The organism is Pseudacidovorax sp. NFM-22, from assembly GCF_021401245.1.
Lineage (GTDB): Bacteria > Pseudomonadota > Gammaproteobacteria > Burkholderiales > Burkholderiaceae_C > Xenophilus.
Genome location: NZ_JACBFY010000005.1, coordinates 13,565 through 31,063, shown reverse-complemented (window position 1 = coordinate 31,063; position 17,499 = coordinate 13,565). Strand labels below are relative to the sequence as shown.

14 protein-coding genes are annotated in these 17,499 nt (G+C 65.9%); 8 read left to right on the top strand and 6 right to left on the bottom strand.

Annotated elements, in window-relative coordinates; genetic code table 11:
• Positions 1 to 6: 6 nt before the first annotated feature.
• From L0984_RS17780 to L0984_RS17755, 6 genes are all read left to right on the top strand, one after another.
• Positions 7 to 342, top strand: coding sequence for a hypothetical protein (locus L0984_RS17780; protein ID WP_234195091.1), 336 nt, complete (start codon positions 7 to 9; stop codon positions 340 to 342).
• A 936-nt stretch (positions 343 to 1,278) separates the two neighbouring features.
• Positions 1,279 to 2,295 (top strand): hypothetical protein, encoded by a 1,017-nt coding sequence (locus L0984_RS17775; RefSeq protein WP_234195090.1) that lies wholly within the window; start codon positions 1,279 to 1,281, stop codon positions 2,293 to 2,295.
• Between the two features lie 54 nt (positions 2,296 to 2,349).
• Positions 2,350 to 2,667, top strand: coding sequence for a hypothetical protein (locus tag L0984_RS17770; protein ID WP_234195089.1), 318 nt, complete (start codon positions 2,350 to 2,352; stop codon positions 2,665 to 2,667).
• A 173-nt stretch (positions 2,668 to 2,840) separates the two neighbouring features.
• On the top strand, positions 2,841 to 3,365 hold the full coding sequence (locus tag L0984_RS17765) for a hypothetical protein (protein WP_234195088.1): 525 nt from the start codon (positions 2,841 to 2,843) through the stop codon (positions 3,363 to 3,365).
• 174 nt (positions 3,366 to 3,539) lie between these two features.
• Positions 3,540 to 5,282 (top strand): ShlB/FhaC/HecB family hemolysin secretion/activation protein, encoded by a 1,743-nt coding sequence (locus L0984_RS17760; RefSeq protein WP_234195807.1) that lies wholly within the window; start codon positions 3,540 to 3,542, stop codon positions 5,280 to 5,282.
• A gap of 235 nt (positions 5,283 to 5,517) precedes the next feature.
• Complete coding sequence (locus L0984_RS17755; RefSeq protein ID WP_234195087.1) at positions 5,518 to 7,770, top strand: gamma-glutamyltransferase family protein; 2,253 nt, start codon at positions 5,518 to 5,520, stop codon at positions 7,768 to 7,770.
• 80 nt (positions 7,771 to 7,850) lie between these two features.
• On the opposite strand, the gene L0984_RS17750 is transcribed toward L0984_RS17755, so the two are convergent.
• Positions 7,851 to 9,185: a lyase family protein gene (locus L0984_RS17750; RefSeq protein WP_234195086.1), complete on the bottom strand. Its 1,335-nt coding sequence runs from the start codon at positions 9,183 to 9,185 to the stop codon at positions 7,851 to 7,853.
• A gap of 23 nt (positions 9,186 to 9,208) precedes the next feature.
• A complete protein-coding gene (locus L0984_RS17745; RefSeq protein WP_234195085.1) occupies positions 9,209 to 10,228 on the bottom strand; it encodes a Bug family tripartite tricarboxylate transporter substrate binding protein in 1,020 nt (339 codons plus the stop codon).
• A gap of 116 nt (positions 10,229 to 10,344) precedes the next feature.
• Between L0984_RS17745 and L0984_RS17740 the strand changes: the two genes are divergently transcribed.
• Entirely contained in the window at positions 10,345 to 11,316 is a 972-nt protein-coding gene (locus tag L0984_RS17740) for a LysR family transcriptional regulator (RefSeq protein WP_234195084.1), read from the top strand.
• On the opposite strand, the gene hpaI is transcribed toward L0984_RS17740, so the two are convergent.
• From hpaI to L0984_RS17720, 4 genes are all read right to left on the bottom strand, one after another.
• Entirely contained in the window at positions 11,310 to 12,107 is a 798-nt protein-coding gene (hpaI, locus tag L0984_RS17735; RefSeq protein WP_234195083.1) for a 4-hydroxy-2-oxoheptanedioate aldolase, read from the bottom strand. The genes L0984_RS17740 and hpaI overlap by 7 nt on opposite strands.
• A 24-nt stretch (positions 12,108 to 12,131) precedes the next feature.
• Entirely contained in the window at positions 12,132 to 13,601 is a 1,470-nt protein-coding gene (locus L0984_RS17730) for an NAD-dependent succinate-semialdehyde dehydrogenase (protein WP_234195082.1), read from the bottom strand.
• 240 nt (positions 13,602 to 13,841) lie between these two features.
• Positions 13,842 to 15,368: a UxaA family hydrolase gene (locus L0984_RS17725; RefSeq protein ID WP_234195081.1), complete on the bottom strand. Its 1,527-nt coding sequence runs from the start codon at positions 15,366 to 15,368 to the stop codon at positions 13,842 to 13,844.
• 49 nt (positions 15,369 to 15,417) lie between these two features.
• Positions 15,418 to 16,404 carry a tripartite tricarboxylate transporter substrate binding protein gene (locus L0984_RS17720; protein ID WP_234195080.1) on the bottom strand — a complete coding sequence of 329 codons (987 nt, stop codon included), beginning with the start codon at positions 16,402 to 16,404 and terminating at the stop codon, positions 15,418 to 15,420.
• A gap of 108 nt (positions 16,405 to 16,512) precedes the next feature.
• Between L0984_RS17720 and L0984_RS17715 the strand changes: the two genes are divergently transcribed.
• Complete coding sequence (locus L0984_RS17715) at positions 16,513 to 17,454, top strand: LysR substrate-binding domain-containing protein (protein ID WP_234195079.1); 942 nt, start codon at positions 16,513 to 16,515, stop codon at positions 17,452 to 17,454.
• Positions 17,455 to 17,499: the final 45 nt, after the last annotated feature.

Here is a 17,499-nt window from a genome sequence, read left to right as displayed (position 1 = left end):
AAAGCAATGAAAAATATTATTTTGATTGTCGCTTCGGTTTTGATATTCCCGATTGTCTCGAGAAGAATAAAAGATGTTGGCTACTTAAAAGCGTTTTTTATTGGATTTGCTTCTTTCCCAGCGCTGTGCCTAGCATACTTTATTTACAAAACAGGTTGGATTAAAGGTTACGAATCATTTCTTCATAGCTTGGAAAATATGGTAGTGCAAGATCTTATCTTCATGGTCATAGCTTGCTCTTTTTGTGGGATTGGGGCAATTGTGATGGTGTATTACGGGCGTCTCGTAGCAAAGGCAGGGTCCGAGAAGAAGAATATCGCGGATGCCGATAAAAATCCATAGTGGGACTCCATTGTACGGAGACTGACTATGTCCGCCGTCCTAATAGTGAAGCCGTCCGCGCTGTACGTTGGGCACAGCCTGAAAAAGCTCGAGTTCCCCAAGCTATGAAAAACTAAAAATTCACGAGGTATGTGCTCCCTTGTCAATGCCTTTAAGTGCCTGCAATTATGGCCGCTGAAGTGACTGTACAGACTGTTCCGTTAAGCAAGGCATTGCAGGTGTGACAGCCGGAAAATGGACCTCTATTGCACTTGTTGGGCTTTATTAGGTGGTGGTACGGATTTGACGCTGGATTCAGAAACGGCCACGCCGAGTAGTGTTTTTTTGGGCTAGCGTGGGCGGAGCTCTCGGGGGCGCGACGAAGCTAGCAGGAAATGCGTACCTCGGCCTTCCAAACCAATGGATTCCCACCAATCTGGCCAATGTCGGTACCGCTTTGCTTGGATCTCAAGTTGTCGGGTCGACGGCTAAAGACGTCGGCAATGCGAGCACAATAGTAATCGAAGCGCCTTGGTGGAATACGCCTATCAAAGACATGATCCCTTCTCAAAAACGTTGAAACTAGCTGCAACTTCAAAATGCCAAATATATTTAGCAATGAGACGATCTTTAGTTTCAATTTCATGCCTCTAATTTTCGAGCCTAATTTACTCAATCAAAAAATAAATGTAAGCTATAGAAAAAGCAAAATTTTTATATATTACATGATTTCAACATTTTTCGTATTTTCTCTTATTTATCTTTGCATGTTCATTTTTTTTGGATGTATTTATAATATTAATATTGCTAGAAATTTGGCGCTGACTGCATTTTTCCTGATGCTTGGTTTAGTTGGTGGAATATCGGTCGGGATTGCAAAATTATTTGATTTTTATAGAGCGGCAAAGTAGCGGGGCTTATTAGTTCAAGTCTATGCTTGTTGCTCCAGCCGCGGTCGTGACCGACATTACCTCGCAGGGTGAGGCGAATGCTGCGCAATACAACCGGATTCTTCATCCGGACGATGTGAGTATGGCGGCGGCGCTGGCAGGCAAGGGCCCGTACTCCGAGGCGGAGATCCTGGATGCGATGCGATGGAGCAATGGCCGGAACACGAACGGCACCGTGTCGCCGGCGACGCAGCAGGCCTATGGGATGGACGGAACCTCGCTGGGCGCCAATTCGTCGACTGGCACCCTGTCGGGCGACCTGAGTTCCGACCCGGGCCTGCGAGTCGTTCCGACGGGCAACAGCGCCTCGTCTGCCTTTTTCCAGGAGGCGTTACCAAGTGCGCCCTCTCGTGATCTGATGAATTTCATCACGGCAAGCACGGGCGGCAGCAGTTCTCCGTACCAGTTCAATACGGCGGGCATGACGTATGGGCCGACAAGCAACTCCAGTTCGACGGAAAACCCACAGTACTTTTCTTGCGCGTCGATTACCTGCCTGGCTTATGGGGCGAACTACAACCCCAACAATCCTATAAATCAGGCTTATATTCAGCAAACCCAAGACGTTCTCGCGGCGGCAGGAGTGATAGCAAGCGGGCCCGCAGTGGTGGTTGGGGGGGCGATGGGGGTGCCTGCACTACTCGGTGCGACCGCTGCGTATAACCCATATGCATCGGGACTAATCGGTGCAATGACAGGCGGAACACTTTACTCTATGCAAACATATTTTGGCGCGGTGTACCAAACGCAATTTGGAAACAGTCAAAATCAAAGCGCGGCAGATTATTTCTCTCAGCATTTTTCGATTAGCCAGCTTGCGATTAGCTCCTCCCTTGGCTACGGAGGAGGCGCGCTTGGGGCTGGAGCTTACCAAGTGATGGGAGTTCCGAACTCTGGGATCGCGCAAGCCGCTAATCCAGCGACATGGCCACTTGTCACACCTGTCCGCGCGATTACGGCGAGCGGTCCGGCTTTAGTGAATTGGTTAATTAATGATGCGCGCGAACCTCAGAAGAACAAATAAAATAGATATTGATTTAAAATTATCCATTCATCTAATAGGATTGGTTTTTTAAATATGATTGAAGTATTTATTGCTGCAATGCTGGCTTTCGCCGCTGGCGCTTTCGCATTTCCAACTATTATCTGGTTTGGAAGGTTGCGATTTTATTTTTCTTTTTCATTGGGACTTATTTTTCCCCCGTTGAGTATTCTTGCTCTTCTTGTTTTTAAGAAAGGCTGGGCCCCAGGCCTAACAGAGTTTTTCCATCACAAGTGGAATACAGATGATTTATTGTTTTTGCTTTTTGGCTGTTCGGTTGTCGGAATTTTCTTCATGATTTTGACATATTGCGGTCAGTCAATGGCACAAAAAGCTAAGGAGCAAATTAACTAAAAGATAATTGAAAAAACGCCCGGCGCTCTCCCAGTGCATTAACAAAATTAGATGCCAGAAATTTTCATTTAATAAATTGCAGAGGAATTTAAATTCATCTTCTTTAATATTTCAATAATTTTATTTTCATGTAATTTAGCCGTATCCAATCCTAGAGAATTTTAATCTGATTTATGAAGTTCATCTACTGTATATCATTGTCGCTTTTGGCTCTGCTCGGAGGATGCAGTTCCTTCGTCAATGAGCGAAGGTTCATCCAGACCTATGACGGGCCTGCGCTTGCCGAGAGCGAGAGCGCGTTGCTCAAGCCATCCGCCGATATCGTCATCCACGCGATTGATGGGGACAAAAATAAAAAATTCTACGCAATTCGTGCCTTTGTTTCCAATATTGATGCTGATATATCCTTCGCTCCCGGTCGGCACATAATTTCTGTCTCTTACTTGGCCCACACTTCTAACGGTGTAATTTCTTCGCGTGGTGCTATCGATCTTATTTTCGATGCACAGGTCAATCGAAGATATTTGCTGAATGCCATTCAAAGCCCGGACATGAGGACTTGGGTGCCGCAGATCGTCGATGTAACGAATTTTCCGGAGCGTTGGTGCCTCACAGTCAATGGTGAATGTATAGGTGGTCGATTTAACCCTGGTCCTTCTAAGCCGATTAATCCGACGCCAGGCAAAAATTCAAATTGAAAAATTTGCAGTACTACGGCATCCGGCAATTAATTTTCAATAGGGGGCCGAAGTTTTATGTATATGAAACTGTCATTTCATAAGAATTTTGATTCAAGTTGATTGCGCTCTTGTTCTGGGTGCGTCACGAAGATGAAAGCCGGAAGGCTAGGGTTGAACCTCAAAGGGGAGGAAATGAATAGACTGTCACGTTCGGCCGTGCTTATTTGCGCCGCCATCTCATCGCTCGCCTTCGCGCAGCAATCACCCACCAGTCCACAGTCGGTCAATGAGCAGCAGCGTCTGCAAGAACGACAACGGGCACTTCGTGAGGCCAATGAACGAGGCGTCGATGCACGCCTGAAGGCACCTGCCTCTACTAGTGCGCCTCGCATTCCAGAATCCGAATCCCCATGCTTTCGGATAGATCGGGTGGTGCTGGTCGGTGACGAGGCTGCTTCGTTCCATTGGGCCGTTTCACCTTCCGTGCTGTCCGGGATTGCCGGGGACGATTCACCCCTTGGCCGTTGCCTGGGCACTGGTGGCGTCAACGCTGTTCTGTCGCGAGCCCAAGCCGAGGTCATCGCCCGCGGCTGGACCACAACCCGTGTGCTGGCTGGCCCGCAGGATCTCACCCGTGGCGTGCTCACCTTGACCCTCGTGCCCGGGCGCATCGCCGCGATTCGTCTGTCTTCGGACTCCACCGTGCCGTTGCTGGGCGCTGCTGCCTTTCTGGCTTCAGCAATCCCGGCGCGTTCGGGAGACCTCCTGAACCTGCGCGCCATCGAGCAGGGCCTGGAGAACCTCAAGCGCTCCCCCACGGCTGAGGCAGACATCCAGATCGAGCCCTCGTCTGCGCCCGGTGCCGCGCCAGGGCAGAGCGATCTGGTGGTGAAGTACGTGCAGGCCAAGAAGTGGCGTGCGGCGCTGAGCCTGGACGACAGCGGCACCGAGGCCACCGGGCGCTACCAGGCGGGTGTGACGGCGTCCCTGGACAACCCGCTGGGCCTCAACGACCTCTTCTATGTCAACGCCAACCACAACATCGGCCGGCGCTTCCTGAACGACGATGGCCTGGGCACCGAGGGCCAGACGGTTCACTACTCGCTGCCCTGCGGCTGGTGGATGCTGGGCTTCACCGCCTCCAACAGCCAGTATTTCCAGACGGTGCAGGGCTACTCGCAGGACTACATCTACGCTGGCAAGACCAACAACGCCGAGGTCAAGCTCTCTCGCATGGTCTGGCGCGACCAGCACCGCAAGACGCTGCTGAGCCTTCGCGGCTGGCGCAAGGAGTCGCGCAACTTCGTGGACGACGCCGAACTCGATGTTCAGCACCGGGTGACGGGTGGCTGGGAGCTCGCTGTCAATCACAAGGAGTTCATTGGCGAGGCCACGCTGGAGGGCACGCTGGCCTACCGGCGCGGCACGGGCGCCTTCGGATCCAAGCCGGCCCCCGAAGAGGCCTTCGACGAAGGTACCTCGCGCATGCGGCTCTACACGGCCGAGGTCAATGCCAACGTGCCCTTCAAGCTGGGCGATGAGAAGCTGCGCTACACGAGCCTCGTGCGGGCGCAGTGGAACCGCACACCGCTAGTGGCGCAGGACCAGTTCTCCATCGGTGGGCGCTTCAGCGTGCGGGGCTTCGACGGCGAATCGAGCCTGATGGCCGAGCGCGGCTGGTTCGTGCGCAACGACCTGGGCTGGGCCCTCGGTCAAAGCGGGGCGGAGCTATACCTGGGCGTGGACTACGGCCATGTGGGCGGTCCGAGCACGCGGTCCCTGCCGGGCAATCACCTGGCGGGCATGGCGGTGGGGGTGCGTGGCGCCTGGCAGCAGGTGAACTACGACCTCTTCATCGGCGCGCCGCTGTGGAAGCCCGAGGGCTTCAGGACGGGGCGCTACGCGGTTGGGTTCAGTGCCAGCGTGAGCTTCTGAGGTGCTTGGCAGCCTGAAAGAGGCGGGTCCTTGGCGCTTCCAGAAAATTCCGCGAGATCCCGGCGGGCCGCGGTAACCGGAAGCGCCCAACGCACCTGCTGCTCCGCCCCATTCCCCGCGCGCGCCCCTCGACTGTGAAGGGCGTGACATCTGCATGGCAGCGGATCCGGCACATTCCGTGCTTTTTCACGTTCAATCGGTCCTCCGGACCTTTCCGCTGAACTCCCCTCATCCCATGCACTTCCCTCTCTCCCGTACCGTGACGGCCACGCTCCTCGCCGTCGCGGCCGGCTGGCTCACCGGCTGCGGTGGCGGCTCGGGCGCCAACGTCTCCCTGGCCGCAGCCCTCCCGCAGCCGCCTTCCGCGGGCACGCCCGCGCCGGCGCCGGCGCCGGCACCCGCAACCCCCGAGCCCACGGCGCCCACGCGCACCGTCAGTTTCGACCCGGCGCTGTGCACGCTGCAGGCGGGTGCACCCTACGGCCAGACCGTGGGCATCACGGGCACCAACATGATGGTCACCTCGGCCGACGTCCAGGCCTCGCTGGCGGGCTGCCGCATCCTGGCCTCGGGGGGCTCCGCCATCGATGCGGCCATTACGGTGCAGGCCATGCTCAACGTGACCGAGCCCTTCGCCTCGGGCCTGGGCGGCGGCACGGTCATCACCTACTACGACGCCGCCACCAGGAAGGTGCGCGCCTTCGACGGCTTCTCGGCCGCCCCGGCCACCACCGGCGGCGTGGCGGACATCTACCGGGCCGTGGCGCAGGACGTGAGCACCGCCAACGGCTTCAATGTCTGCAAGACCGGCCTGACGGCGGGCGCCAGCATCTCCTCGCAACAGGGCAACACCAACATCTCCGCCCGCGCGGCCGGCGTGCCAGGCACGCTGGCGGTGCTGGACCTGGTGCACAAGTCCTATGGCCGGCTCGCCTGGAACAAGCTGTGGGACGAGAGCATCGCCACGGCCACCGACGGCTTTCCGATGACCAGGTACATGTACCAGACGCTGTACGCCGACTCGGGGGAATACGACGACGACGGCAACGCGGTGTCCGCTGGCAGCGGCGTGCCGGCCTGGGTCAACTCGGCCGGCACGGTGCGCGGCGCGGCCCGTTGCAAATACCCCGACATCAACGCCCGCTACTGCCTGCCGAGCGACACCACCAAGCAGCAGCCGCTGCCCGTGGGCACGCTGATCCGCAATGCCGAGCTGGCCGACACGCTGACCAAGGTGCGCGACGGCGGCGCTGCCGCCTTCTACGATCCGGCCGGCACCATCGCTCCGGCCATCGTGGCCAAGCTCACCACCAGCCAGCTGCCCTGCACGTCGGTCCTGCCCACGGCCGGCACCAGCAGCAGCCCCAACACCGCGAGCACCATCGCCCGCATTCCCAGCCTGATGACCGCGGCGGACTTCGCCAGCTACAAGGCGGTGGAGCGCAAGCCGCTCGTGGGCACGCGCTTCGGCATGACCATCTACACGCAGCCGGCGCCGTCCTTCGGCGGCGTGGTCACGCTCTACAACCTGGCGCTGCTGGAGCGCAAGGCGATCGCCGACACGGCCTTCAACAGCACCGGCTACCTGCACCTGGTGACCGAAGGCAGCCGGCTCGCCAATGCCGACCGCCGCAACGTGGTGGGCGATCCGGCGTACTCCAACATCAACGAGCGCGTGGCGGCCCTGCTGTCGCCGGCCTACCTGGCCAGCCGTGCCGCGCTGATCGGCGACACGGCAATGGGCACGGTGCCGACCGGCGGTACCGCCGACGGCATCCCCGCCTTCAACAGCACCGACCCGACGGTCTACGACCCGATGGCCAGCGCGCAGACCTCGCCCGTCGTGCTGGCGCGCCACACCGCGCCGCGGCCGACGCGCCTGGCAAAGGCCGCGGCCGAGGCCGGCCAGGAAGACTGGAACACCACGAGCAACGTCGCCATCATCGACGGCTGGGGCAATGCGCTGTCGATGACCACCACCATCAACACGCACTGGGGCGCGCACATCGAGGCGGCGGGCATGATGATCAACAACGTCATGTCCAACTTCTCGGCCAGCACGCCGGGCCTGGACGTCAATGGCTACGCGGCCTTCAAGCGCCCGCGCAGCTCCATCGCCCCGGCCATCGCCTTCGATGCGGACGGGCGCCTGCGGCTGGTGTGGGGCTCGGCCGGCGGCGGCCCGATCCCCGACTACATCGTCAAGACCTTCCTGGGCCATGTGGTCTACGGCATGGACCTGCAGGCCGCCATCAACGCCGACAACTTCACCGGCCAGAACGGCATCGCCCAGTTGGAAGCCGGCAAGCCCATCGCGGACGAGGTGGCGCGCCTGATCAGCGGCTACGGCAACACCAGCAGCAACGCGCAGGTGACGGGGCTGACCAGCGGCCTGTCGGGCATCGCCGTGGGCTATGACGTGAACGGCTTCCCGGTGTACCGCGGTGCGGCGGACAACCGGCGCAATGGCGGGGCGAGCGGGTACTGAAGACGGACGGCGCCTGCGGCAGTCCGTGACGCCAGGCGCCGCGCAGCGCCTGCGATGCCGGCCGCCCGCTTCCTTCGCGGTCAGCGGCGCCCGCGCTCGCGGGCCCTGGCCACCGCCGCATCGGTGATCGCCACGGCCTGGCCCAGGTGGCGCGTGGCATCGAACAGCCCCGGCATCTCGGCCAGCAGCGGCGCGAGCGTGGCATCGGCCAGGGCCGCCTGCTGCAGCGAGCAGCCCTGCGCCTGGGCGGTGCGGGTGAGCTGCTTCATCTTCTCGTGCGCGCTGTGCTTGCCCAGGCGGCCCGCGAGGGCGAAGGTGATGGCCTCCGACAGCACCAGCCCCTGGCTGCGTGCCAGGTTGGCCGCCATGTTCTGCGGCATCACCACCAGCACGTCGAGCAGCCGCTGCAGCATCGCAAGCAGGTCGGCCATGCCGACGCACAGGTCGCGCAGCACCTCGCCATGCTGGGCCGAGTCGCGCTCGTAGACGATGCCGATCCAGGCCAGCAGCGGCTGCAGACGCGCGCTCACTTCGCGGGCACGCGACACCACCTCGATGCTGAGCGAGGGGTTGCTCTTGTGCGGCATGGTCGAGGAGCCGACGGCGCCGGTGGCTTCACGCAGCTCGTCCAGGTCGTCGCCGCACAGCAGGAAGATCTCCTGCCCGATGTGGCCGGCGGTGCCGGCCGCCAGGGCGACGGCGCAGCCGAACTCGGCGAAGCGGTCGCGGCTGCCCTTCCAGTCCACGGCCTCGGGCGCGTCCAGGCCCAGCTCGGCCATCACCTCGCGTTCGATGGCGGGGCCGGCATCGCCGAAGGAGGCATAGGTGCCCACGGCCCCGCTCAGGATGCCGGTGCGGTAGCGCGCCAGCCAGCCTTGCAGCCGCTCGATGCTGCGGCCATGCTCGGCCAGCCAGGTCGCCACCTTCATGCCGAAGGTGAAGGGCAGGGCATGGCGCCCCAGCGTGCGGGCCACCATGGGCGTGGCGCGGTGCTCTGCGGCGATGTCGGCCAGTCGCAGCTCGATGCCGCGCATCTGCGACACCAGCCGCGTGCCGGCCGCTTGCAGTTGCTGCACCAGCACCGTGTTGAACAGGTCGGCCGTGGTGGCGCCGTAATGCAGCCACTCGCGGCTGTCCGGCGCCAGCTGCCCGCGCCAGGTGTCCAGGATGGCCACCAGCGGATGGCCCACCTGCGCGCGCCGGCGGGCCCATTCGTCCTCGGGAAAGAAACGCAGATCGGCCTTGGCGGCCATGTCCTCGGCCGCGGCCTGCGGGATCAGCCCGCGCCGCGCCTGCACGCGGGCCAGCGCGGCCTCGAAGGCCAGGATGCCGGCCACGCTGGCGCGTGCCGAGAAGAGCTCGCGCACCGCGGCGCCCTCGGGCGTCGCACTGGGGTCGTCGGACAGGCAGAGCAAGGCGGTCGCCCTCGGCGTCGTTCTCAGCGGTCGAGCTTCACCGTGGCGGCGAGCTTGCGGTAGCGGGCGTCTTCCCGGGTCATCAGTTCGCCGAACTGCGCCGGCGTGCCGGGCTGCACGCGAAAGCCCAGCTTGCTCAGGCCTTCGCGCACTTCGGGCATGGCCAGCGTTTTTGCAAGGGCCGCATTCATGGTCGTGATCACGGCCGACGGCGTCTTGGCCGGCGCCAGCAGTCCCAGCCACGCGTCGGTGGTGAAGCCCTTGATCTCGCGGCCTTCGTTGAGGGTGGCGATGTCCTTGGCGCGCTCGTCGCGCTGCAGGCTCATCAGGCCCAGCGATTTCATCTTGCCGTCCTGGATGTAGCCGATGGCCGAAGGCAGCGTGACCACCGCGAGGTCGACCTGGCCGCCCAGCAGGTCGGCATTGAGCGGCGCGGCGCCCTTGTAGGGCACCGTCAGCCAGCTCACCCGGGCCTGGCTGGCCAGCATGGCGGTGGCCACGTGCTGCAGCGTGCCCAGGCCGGGCACGCCCACATTCAGGGTGCCGGGCTTCTGGCGCGCCAGGGCCAGCAGCTCGTCGATGGTGCTGGCCGGCAGCTTCGGATTGGCCACCAGCACGAAGGGCGTCACGCCGATCTCGCCGATGGGCGCCAGGTCCTGCTGCGTGTAGGGCGTGCCGGGCGTGAAGATGGGCGCGAGCGCCACCTCGTTGACGGTGCCGGCCAGCAGCGTGTAGCCGTCGGGCGCGGCACGGACCACCTTCTGCGCCGCGATGGCGCCCGAGGCGCCGGCCACGTTGTCCACCACCACCGTCTGGCCGAGCACCTGGCCGAGGTGCTGGGCCACCAGCCGCGTGGCGGTGTCGGTGGCGCCACCGGCCGGAAAGGGCACGACCAGGCTGACCGGTTTGGCCGGATAGGTCTGGGCACCGGCCAGGCCGCCGGACAGGGCCAGGGCCGCGCCCAGGGCCGCGCCCAGGGCGGCGCGGGCGAGGAGCGTGCGGCGGGCAAGCCCGGGTTGGGCACGGGGGCGGAAGGTCTGCATGCGGTTGTCTCCGGCGTCAGGTTGTGTGGGCGGATTCTTGGCGCCGCCTGTCCAGGCAGCAACTCACGGCTGGGCCTAAGCTATAGGGTTGCCCTATATCGGAATCTGCTCCACCCATGTCCGCCGCCGATGCCGCCGCCTCCCTGGCCCGCCGCCTGCTGCATTACGCCCGTCCCCGGCAGCTCCAGCTGGTCGTGCGCATGGCCGAGCTGGGGGCGATGCAGAAGGCCGCGGCCGACCTGGGCATGAGCCAGCCCTCGGCCACCGAGGCGCTCAACCGGGTCGAGGCGCTGCTGGACCTCACGCTCTTCGACCGCCACGCGCGCGGCGTGCGCCTCACGCGCGAGGGGGCGCTGCTGCTGCCCGCGCTGCGGCGCGCCCTGGACGCGTTCGACCTGCTGGCCGGCGATGCGGCCCGCCTCGCGCAGGGGGCCGGCGGACTGGTGCGCATCGCCGGCATTGCGGCGGCCAGCACGGCCATCGCCGCGCCGGCGCTGCCGGCCCTGTGCGCGGCCCAGCCAGCGCTGTGGCTCGACTACCGCGAGATCGAGGCCGCCGACATTGCCGCCGTGTGCCAGGACCGCACGGCCGACCTGGTGCTGTGCCGGGCCTCGGTGCAGGTGCCGGCGGGCCACGACTTCACGCCCTTGCGCATGGACCGCATGGGCATCTATTGCGCCAGCGACCATCCACTGGCGCGAAAGCGCAGCGTGGACCTGCAACGCTGCGCCCAGGAGACCTGGCTGCTGCCGCCCGAAGGCTCACCGCCGCATGCGGCCTTCTCGGCGTTGTGCGAGGCGCTGGGTGCCCCGCCGCCGGTGGCGCGGGTGAGCACGCGCACCCTGGCGCTCGGCGTCGCGCTGGTGTGCGAACTGCGGCTGCTGTACCTGGGGTTGGGCAGCCACATGGACCGCTTCGTCGCCGCGGGCCGGTTGCACCGGCTGCCCCTGGACGTGCCGGGCGCGCCAGCGCCCATCGGTTGCCTGCATCCGCGGCAACCCGCATCGGAGGCGGCGGCCACGGTGCTGGCGCACCTGGTGCGGTGGGCGGCGGGCGGGGAGGGCGGTGCTGCGGCCGACGCTCAGTAGGGGCCGGCCTGGGGGGCGGCGGCCACGCCTTCGCCGCGGCCGAAGTCGGCCGCCAGCCTGCGCGTGGCCTGCACCAGCAGCGTGATGTCCAGGCCCACGGCCACGAAGGTGGCGCCCAGGTCCAGGTAGCGGCGTGCCAGCGTGGCATCGCTGGTCAGCGTGCCGGCGGCCTTGCCGCTCGCCACGATGGTGCGGATGGCGTCGTCGATGGCCGCCAGCACTTCGGGATGGCCGGCCTTGCCGCGGTGGCCCATCGACGCCGCCAGGTCGGCCGGGCCGATGAAGACACCATCCACGCCATCGACGGCGCAGATCGCCTCCAGGTTCTGCAGCGCGGTGCGCGTCTCGGCCTGCACCAGCAGGCAGACCTCGTCGTTGGCCTCGTCCAGGTAGTCGCGCCGTGCGCCCCAGCGCGAGGCCCGGGCCACGGCGGCGCCCACGCCGCGGATGCCTTCGGGCGGATAGCGCGTGGCCGACACCAGCGCGGCCGCCTGCTCGGCCGTGTCCACCATGGGCACCAGCAGCGTCTGCGCACCGATGTCCAGCAGTTGCTTGATGAGGGCGGTGTCGCCATTGACGGCCCGCACCACCGGATGGCTGCGGTAGGCCGCCACCGATTGCAGCTGCGGCAGGATGCTGAGCACGTTGTTGGGCGCATGCTCGCCGTCGATCAGCAGCCAGTCGAAGCCGGCCGTGGCGCAGGCCTCGGCCGCGTAGGCATCGGCCATCGACAGCCAGAGGCCGACCTGGGCCTGGCGCGCGGCCAGGGCGTTCTTGAAGGGATTGCTCATGGCGAAGTCTTTCTCTCGTCTCGTTCAGTCCAGCTGTCCCTGGCAGACGTACTTGATGTGCAGGTAGTCGTCGAGCCCGTGCACCGAGCCCTCGCGGCCGTAGCCCGATTCCTTGACACCCCCGAAAGGCGCGGCCTCGGCCGCCAGGGCGCCTTCGTTGATGCCGACGATACCCGTCTCGAGCGCATCGGCCACACGCCAGATGCGCCGCACGTCCTGGCTGTAGAAGTAGGCGGCCAGGCCGAAGGGCGTGTCGTTGGCGGCGGCGATGACCTCGGCCTCGTCGTCGAAGCGGGTCAGCGGCACCACCGGGCCGAAGGTCTCCTCGCCGCTGCAGGCCATCCGGGCCGTCGCGCCGGTGAGCACGGTCGGCGCGAAGTAGTGCGGACCCAGCGCCTGCAGTCGCTCGCCGCCGACGAGCACGGTCGCGCCCTGGGCGACCGCATCCTGCACATGGCGCTCGATCTTCTCGACCGCGCGGTCGTTGATCATGGGGCCGATCTGCGAGGCCGGATCGCTGGCGGGCCCCACCTTGAGTGCGCCGACCCGCCCGGCCAGCTTGCGGGCGAAGGCATCGTGCACGGCGCCATGCACGAACACGCGGTTGGGGCAGACGCAGGTCTGGCCCCCATTGCGGAACTTGGCGGCCATCAGGCCCTCGACGGCGGCGTCCAGGTCGGCGTCCTCGAAGACGATGAAGGGCGCGTTGCCACCCAGCTCCAGCGACAGCTTCTTGAGCGTCTCGGCGCTGCGCCGCGCCAGGTGCTTGCCCACCGGCGTGGAGCCGGTGAAGGTGATCTTGCGCACCCGCGGATCGTCCAGCCAGGCATCGACCACGGCGGGCGTGCGCGCGCGCGAGGCGGTGACGATGTTGAGCACGCCGGGCGGCACGCCGGCCTCGTGGGCCAGCAGCACCAGGGCGAGCGAAGTGAGGGGCGTGTCCTCGGCGGGCTTGCACACCACGGTGCAGCCGGCGGCCAGGGCCGGGGCGATCTTGCGGGCGATCATGGCCGCCGGGAAGTTCCAGGGCGTGATGGCGGCGACCACGCCCACCGGCTCGCGCAGCGCGAACATGCGCCGGCCCGGCACGGGTGCGGGGATCACCTCGCCGTTCATGCGCGTGGCCTGCTCGGCGAACCATTCGATGTAGCTGGCCGCGTAGGCCACCTCGCCCTTGCCCTCGGGCAGCGGCTTGCCCTGCTCGCGGCTGATGAGGCGGCCCAGGTCCTCCTGGTGGGCCATGACCAGGTCGTTCCAGCGCTTGAGGATGGCTGCGCGCTGGCGGGCCGGCACCTTGCGCCAGGTGGCGAAGGCCGCCTGCGCGGCGTCGGCGGCGGCACGGGCCTGCGCCGGCCCCGAGTCCGGCACCTGCGCGATGCGGTCGCCGCTCGCGGGATCGGTCACGGGCAGCCAGCCTTCGGCGTCGTCGCGCCATTGGCCGTCGATGAAATTGGCGGTGCGCACCAGCTCGGCACGCGAAAGGGTCAGGGACATGGGTCGAGGCTCAATGTGACGAGTGGAAAGCGGTAGGCGCACCGAAGGCCGCGGAGCAGGCCATGCCAGTGCACCTGAGGAACTGGCTCTGCCAGGCCTCGGGGTGCGCCCCCTCCAAGCCGAAGGCGCCAGAGAGGGGCTGAGGGCCGCGGCTCAAAGCCTGCAAGTGCAGGCTTGGACGTGCCCGAAGAGCAGCCGCCTCTGGCGGCCGCCCCGAGCACTGAAGCGGCATGGGGGGTGTCAACTCACGATCCCCAGGTGCCAGGGCACGAACTCGTGGTCGCCCAGCCCCAGCGCCTCGCTCTTGGTCTTCTCGCCGCTGGCGTGCCGCAGGATCTGCCCGAAGATGCGCTCACCCATCTGCGGCACGTCGAGCTCGCCGTCGAGCACCAGACCGCAGTTGATGTCCATGTCCTCCTCCAGCCGGCTGTACATGGCCGTGTTGCTGGCGAGCTTGATGGTGGGCGCGGGCTTGCTGCCGAACATGGAGCCGCGGCCGGTGGTGAAGCAGATCAGGTTGGCGCCGCTGGCGATCTGCCCGGTGGTGGCCACCGGGTCGTAGCCCGGCGAATCCATGAAGACGAAGCCATGCTCGGTGATCGGTTCGGCGTATTCGTACACGGCCCGCAGCGGCGTGGTGCCGCCCTTCATGGCCGAGCCGAGCGACTTCTCGAAGATGTTGGCCAGCCCGCCCGCTTGGTTGCCCGGGCCCACCACGCCATTGAACTGGCCGTTGTGGCCGCGGGTGTAGCGCTCCCACCAGGCGAGGCGGTCCAGCAGCTTCTGGCCCACGGCGGGGCTGATGGCGCGGCGGGTGAGCATGTATTCGACGCCGTGGATCTCCGGCGTCTCCGACAGGATGGCCGTGCCGCCGTGGCGCACCAGGATGTCCATGGCCGCGCCCAGGGCCGGGTTGGCCGTGATGCCCGAGAAGCCGTCCGAGCCGCCGCACTCCAGCCCGATCTTGAGATGGCTGGCCGACACCGGCACGCGCTGCACGTCGTTGGCCGCGGGCAGCATGGCCTCGACGGCGCGGATGCCGGCCTCGATGGTGGCACGGGTGCCGCCCACCTCCTGCATCACGAAGGTCTTCAGCCGCTCGCCGGCCGCCACGCCCTGCGAGGCGACCAGGTCGGCCACCTGGTTGCGCTCGCAGCCCAGCCCGACGATCAGCACCGCCGCCAGGTTGGGATGGTTGGCATAGCCGGCGATGGTGCGGCGGAGCACGTCGAAATGCTCGCTGGGCGAGGACATGCCGCAGCCGCTGGTCTGCGCGAAGGCCACCACGCCGTCGACGTTGGGATAGGCCGCCAGCCGCTCGGGCGTGAAATGCGCCGCCACGCGCTGGATCACGGTGGCCGAGCAGTTGACGGACGAGATCAGCCCCACGAAGTTGCGCGTGGCCACCCGGCCGTCGGGCCGCACGATGCCCAGGAAGCGGGCGCGCGCGGCCTCGGGCAGGTAGTCCACCGGCCGCACATCCATGCCGAAGCCCGGGTCGCGGTCGAAGTCGATCAGCACGATGTTGTGCGAATGCACATGCTCGCCGGCCTCGATGTCGCGGGCGGCGGCGCCGATGACGGTGTCGTACTTGCGCACCGGCTCGCCGGCGGCGATGCGGCGGGCCGCGATCTTGTGGCCCGCCGGCACCTGGGCGCGCAGGCGCAGGCCCAGCTCCGGCAGCGGCTGGCCCAGCGCCAGGGGCGCGCGGGCGATGAGCACGTTGTCGTTGGCGTGCAGGCGGATCAGGGTGGCGGCGTCGGGCATCGTCGTGGGGTGGGGCGGTTTGGAGGGGCGCGCCTTGCGGGGGCGGCGTTCAGCTCTTGAGGAGCGCCTTGAGGTTCAGGCGCTCGATGAGCACCTTCTCCTTGTCCATGGTGGCGGCGACGTACTTCTGGTAGTCGGGCGCGTCCAGGTACATGAGGGGCGCATCGATGCGGGCGCAGGCCGCGGTGAACTCGGGGCTGGCGGCCGCCGCCTTGAAGGCGCTGCGCAGCCGCGCCAGCACGGGCGCCGGCACGCCCGCGGGGGCGCCGATGCCGTTGGGCGCGTCGACCACCACGTCGTAGCCGGCTTCGCGCAGCGTGGGCGTGTCCTTGAACTCGGCCGAACGCTGCTCGCCCCAGGTGGCCAGCAGCCGCAGCTGGCCGGCACGCACCTGCGGCGCCCAGGAGCTGGAATCGGCCAGCACGTCCACATGGCCGCCCATCAGCGCGGCCAGCGCCTCGGCACCGCCCTTGAAGGGAATGGCGTTGAACTTCGCGCCGGCCGCCATCGCGAATTCCTCCATGCCCACATGGGTGGCACCGCCGAAGCCGGCCGTGCCGTAGGTGACCAGGCCGGGCCGGGCCTTGGCGTCGGCCACCAGGTCCTTGAGCGTCTTCCAGGGCGCGTTGCTGCGCACCGCGATGCCGAAGGTCTGGCCCGACACGCGGGCGATGTAGCTGAGGTCCTTCATGGGATCGATCTGCACCATGCCCAGTTGCGAGAAGCGGGTCACCGAGATCGGGATCTGGCCGATGGTGTAGCCGTCGGGCCTGGCCGAGGCCAGCGCCTTGAGGCCGATCATGCCGGAGGCGCCGGTCTTGTTCTCCACCGCGATGGCCTGGCCCAGCTCGCGCGAGGCGGCCGTGCACAGGGCGCGCATGGTCACGTCGGCGGTGCCGCCGGCCGGCCAGGGGCACAGGAACATGATGGCGCGCTCGGGGTAGTCGGCGGCATGGGCGCTCTGCAGCGCGGGCAGGGCGGCGGCGGCGGCCGTGCCCAGGCTGCCCAGCACGAAATGGCGGCGGGTGGTGTTCATCGCGGTGTCTCCGTTCTTTTGGGGTGCGGCGGATTCTGGGTGGCCGGGCCATGAGACGCCAATGAAGAAGCGGACTGGCTTCATGCCGTTCTGGTTATGCTCGTTGCCATGGCCGACATCGACCGCGTGCTGCGCTCCAACCTCAAGCTCCGGCATCTTCAGCTGCTGGTGGCGCTCGATGAATTCCGGCACCTGGGCCGGGCGGCCGAGTTCCTGTCGGTCACGCAGCCGGCGGTCTCCAAGGTGCTCGCCGAGATCGAGCGCATGTTCGAGCTGCAGCTGTTCACCCGCTCCACGCGCGGCACCGAGCCCACGGCCTACGGCGCCACCGTGGTGCGCTTCGCCCGCTCGGTGCTGGCCGACTACCAGCGCACCCGCGAGGAGATCGCCGCGGTCGCCAGCGGCGGCGCCGGCCGCGTGAGCGTGGGCGCCATGGTGGTGGCCATGCCGGGCCTGCTGGTCGATGCCGTGCGGCTGCTCAAGCAGCGCAGCGCCCTGACCTCGGTGCTGGTGGAGGAGGGCGACCTCACCCGCCTGCTGCCGCGCCTGCGCGTGGGCGAGCTGGACCTGATCGTCGGCCGGCTGGAGCCCGGCTATGCCTCGCCCGACCTGGAGACCGAGGCCCTGTACACCGAGCGCATGTGCATCGTGGTGCACCGCGACCACGCCTTCGCCACGCGCCGGCGCAAGCCAAGCTGGGCCGAGCTGGCGGGCCAGCCCTGGGTCATGCCGCCGCCCTGGGCCTCGTCGCGCATCAAGCTCAACCAGCAGTTCTACCGCCACCAGCTGGTGCCGCCGGCCGATGTGGTGGAGACGGCCTCCTTCCTCGCCACCTTCGCCTTCGTGCGCGACCTGCAGGCGGTCGGGTTCGTGGCCGAGACGGTGGCCCGGCGCTTCGAGGCCGAGGGCTTCCATGCCATCGCGCTGCCGGTGCCCATCGAGCTGCCGCCGGTCGGCGTCATCACCCTGCGCGGACGGCGCCGGCCACCGGCCGCGGTGCAACTGCTCGAGTGCCTGCGCGCGGCGACAGTGCGCCACGGCCTACCCTGAGCGCGGCGTCCCGTGGCTAGCATCGGCCGGCCGAAGACCTGAGGA

Coding starts and splice junctions, on each gene's coding strand:
- L0984_RS17780 (WP_234195091.1), top strand. CDS start 7: ATGAAAAATATTATTTTGATTGTCGCTTCGGTTTTGATATTCCCGATT.
- L0984_RS17770 (WP_234195089.1), top strand. CDS start 2,350: ATGATTGAAGTATTTATTGCTGCAATGCTGGCTTTCGCCGCTGGCGCT.
- L0984_RS17765 (WP_234195088.1), top strand. CDS start 2,841: ATGAAGTTCATCTACTGTATATCATTGTCGCTTTTGGCTCTGCTCGGA.
- L0984_RS17760 (WP_234195807.1), top strand. CDS start 3,540: ATGAATAGACTGTCACGTTCGGCCGTGCTTATTTGCGCCGCCATCTCA.
- L0984_RS17755 (WP_234195087.1), top strand. CDS start 5,518: ATGCACTTCCCTCTCTCCCGTACCGTGACGGCCACGCTCCTCGCCGTC.
- L0984_RS17745 (WP_234195085.1), bottom strand. CDS start 10,228: ATGCAGACCTTCCGCCCCCGTGCCCAACCCGGGCTTGCCCGCCGCACG.
- L0984_RS17740 (WP_234195084.1), top strand. CDS start 10,345: ATGTCCGCCGCCGATGCCGCCGCCTCCCTGGCCCGCCGCCTGCTGCAT.
- hpaI (WP_234195083.1), bottom strand. CDS start 12,107: ATGAGCAATCCCTTCAAGAACGCCCTGGCCGCGCGCCAGGCCCAGGTC.
- L0984_RS17730 (WP_234195082.1), bottom strand. CDS start 13,601: ATGTCCCTGACCCTTTCGCGTGCCGAGCTGGTGCGCACCGCCAATTTC.
- L0984_RS17725 (WP_234195081.1), bottom strand. CDS start 15,368: ATGCCCGACGCCGCCACCCTGATCCGCCTGCACGCCAACGACAACGTG.
- L0984_RS17720 (WP_234195080.1), bottom strand. CDS start 16,404: ATGAACACCACCCGCCGCCATTTCGTGCTGGGCAGCCTGGGCACGGCC.
- L0984_RS17715 (WP_234195079.1), top strand. CDS start 16,513: ATGGCCGACATCGACCGCGTGCTGCGCTCCAACCTCAAGCTCCGGCAT.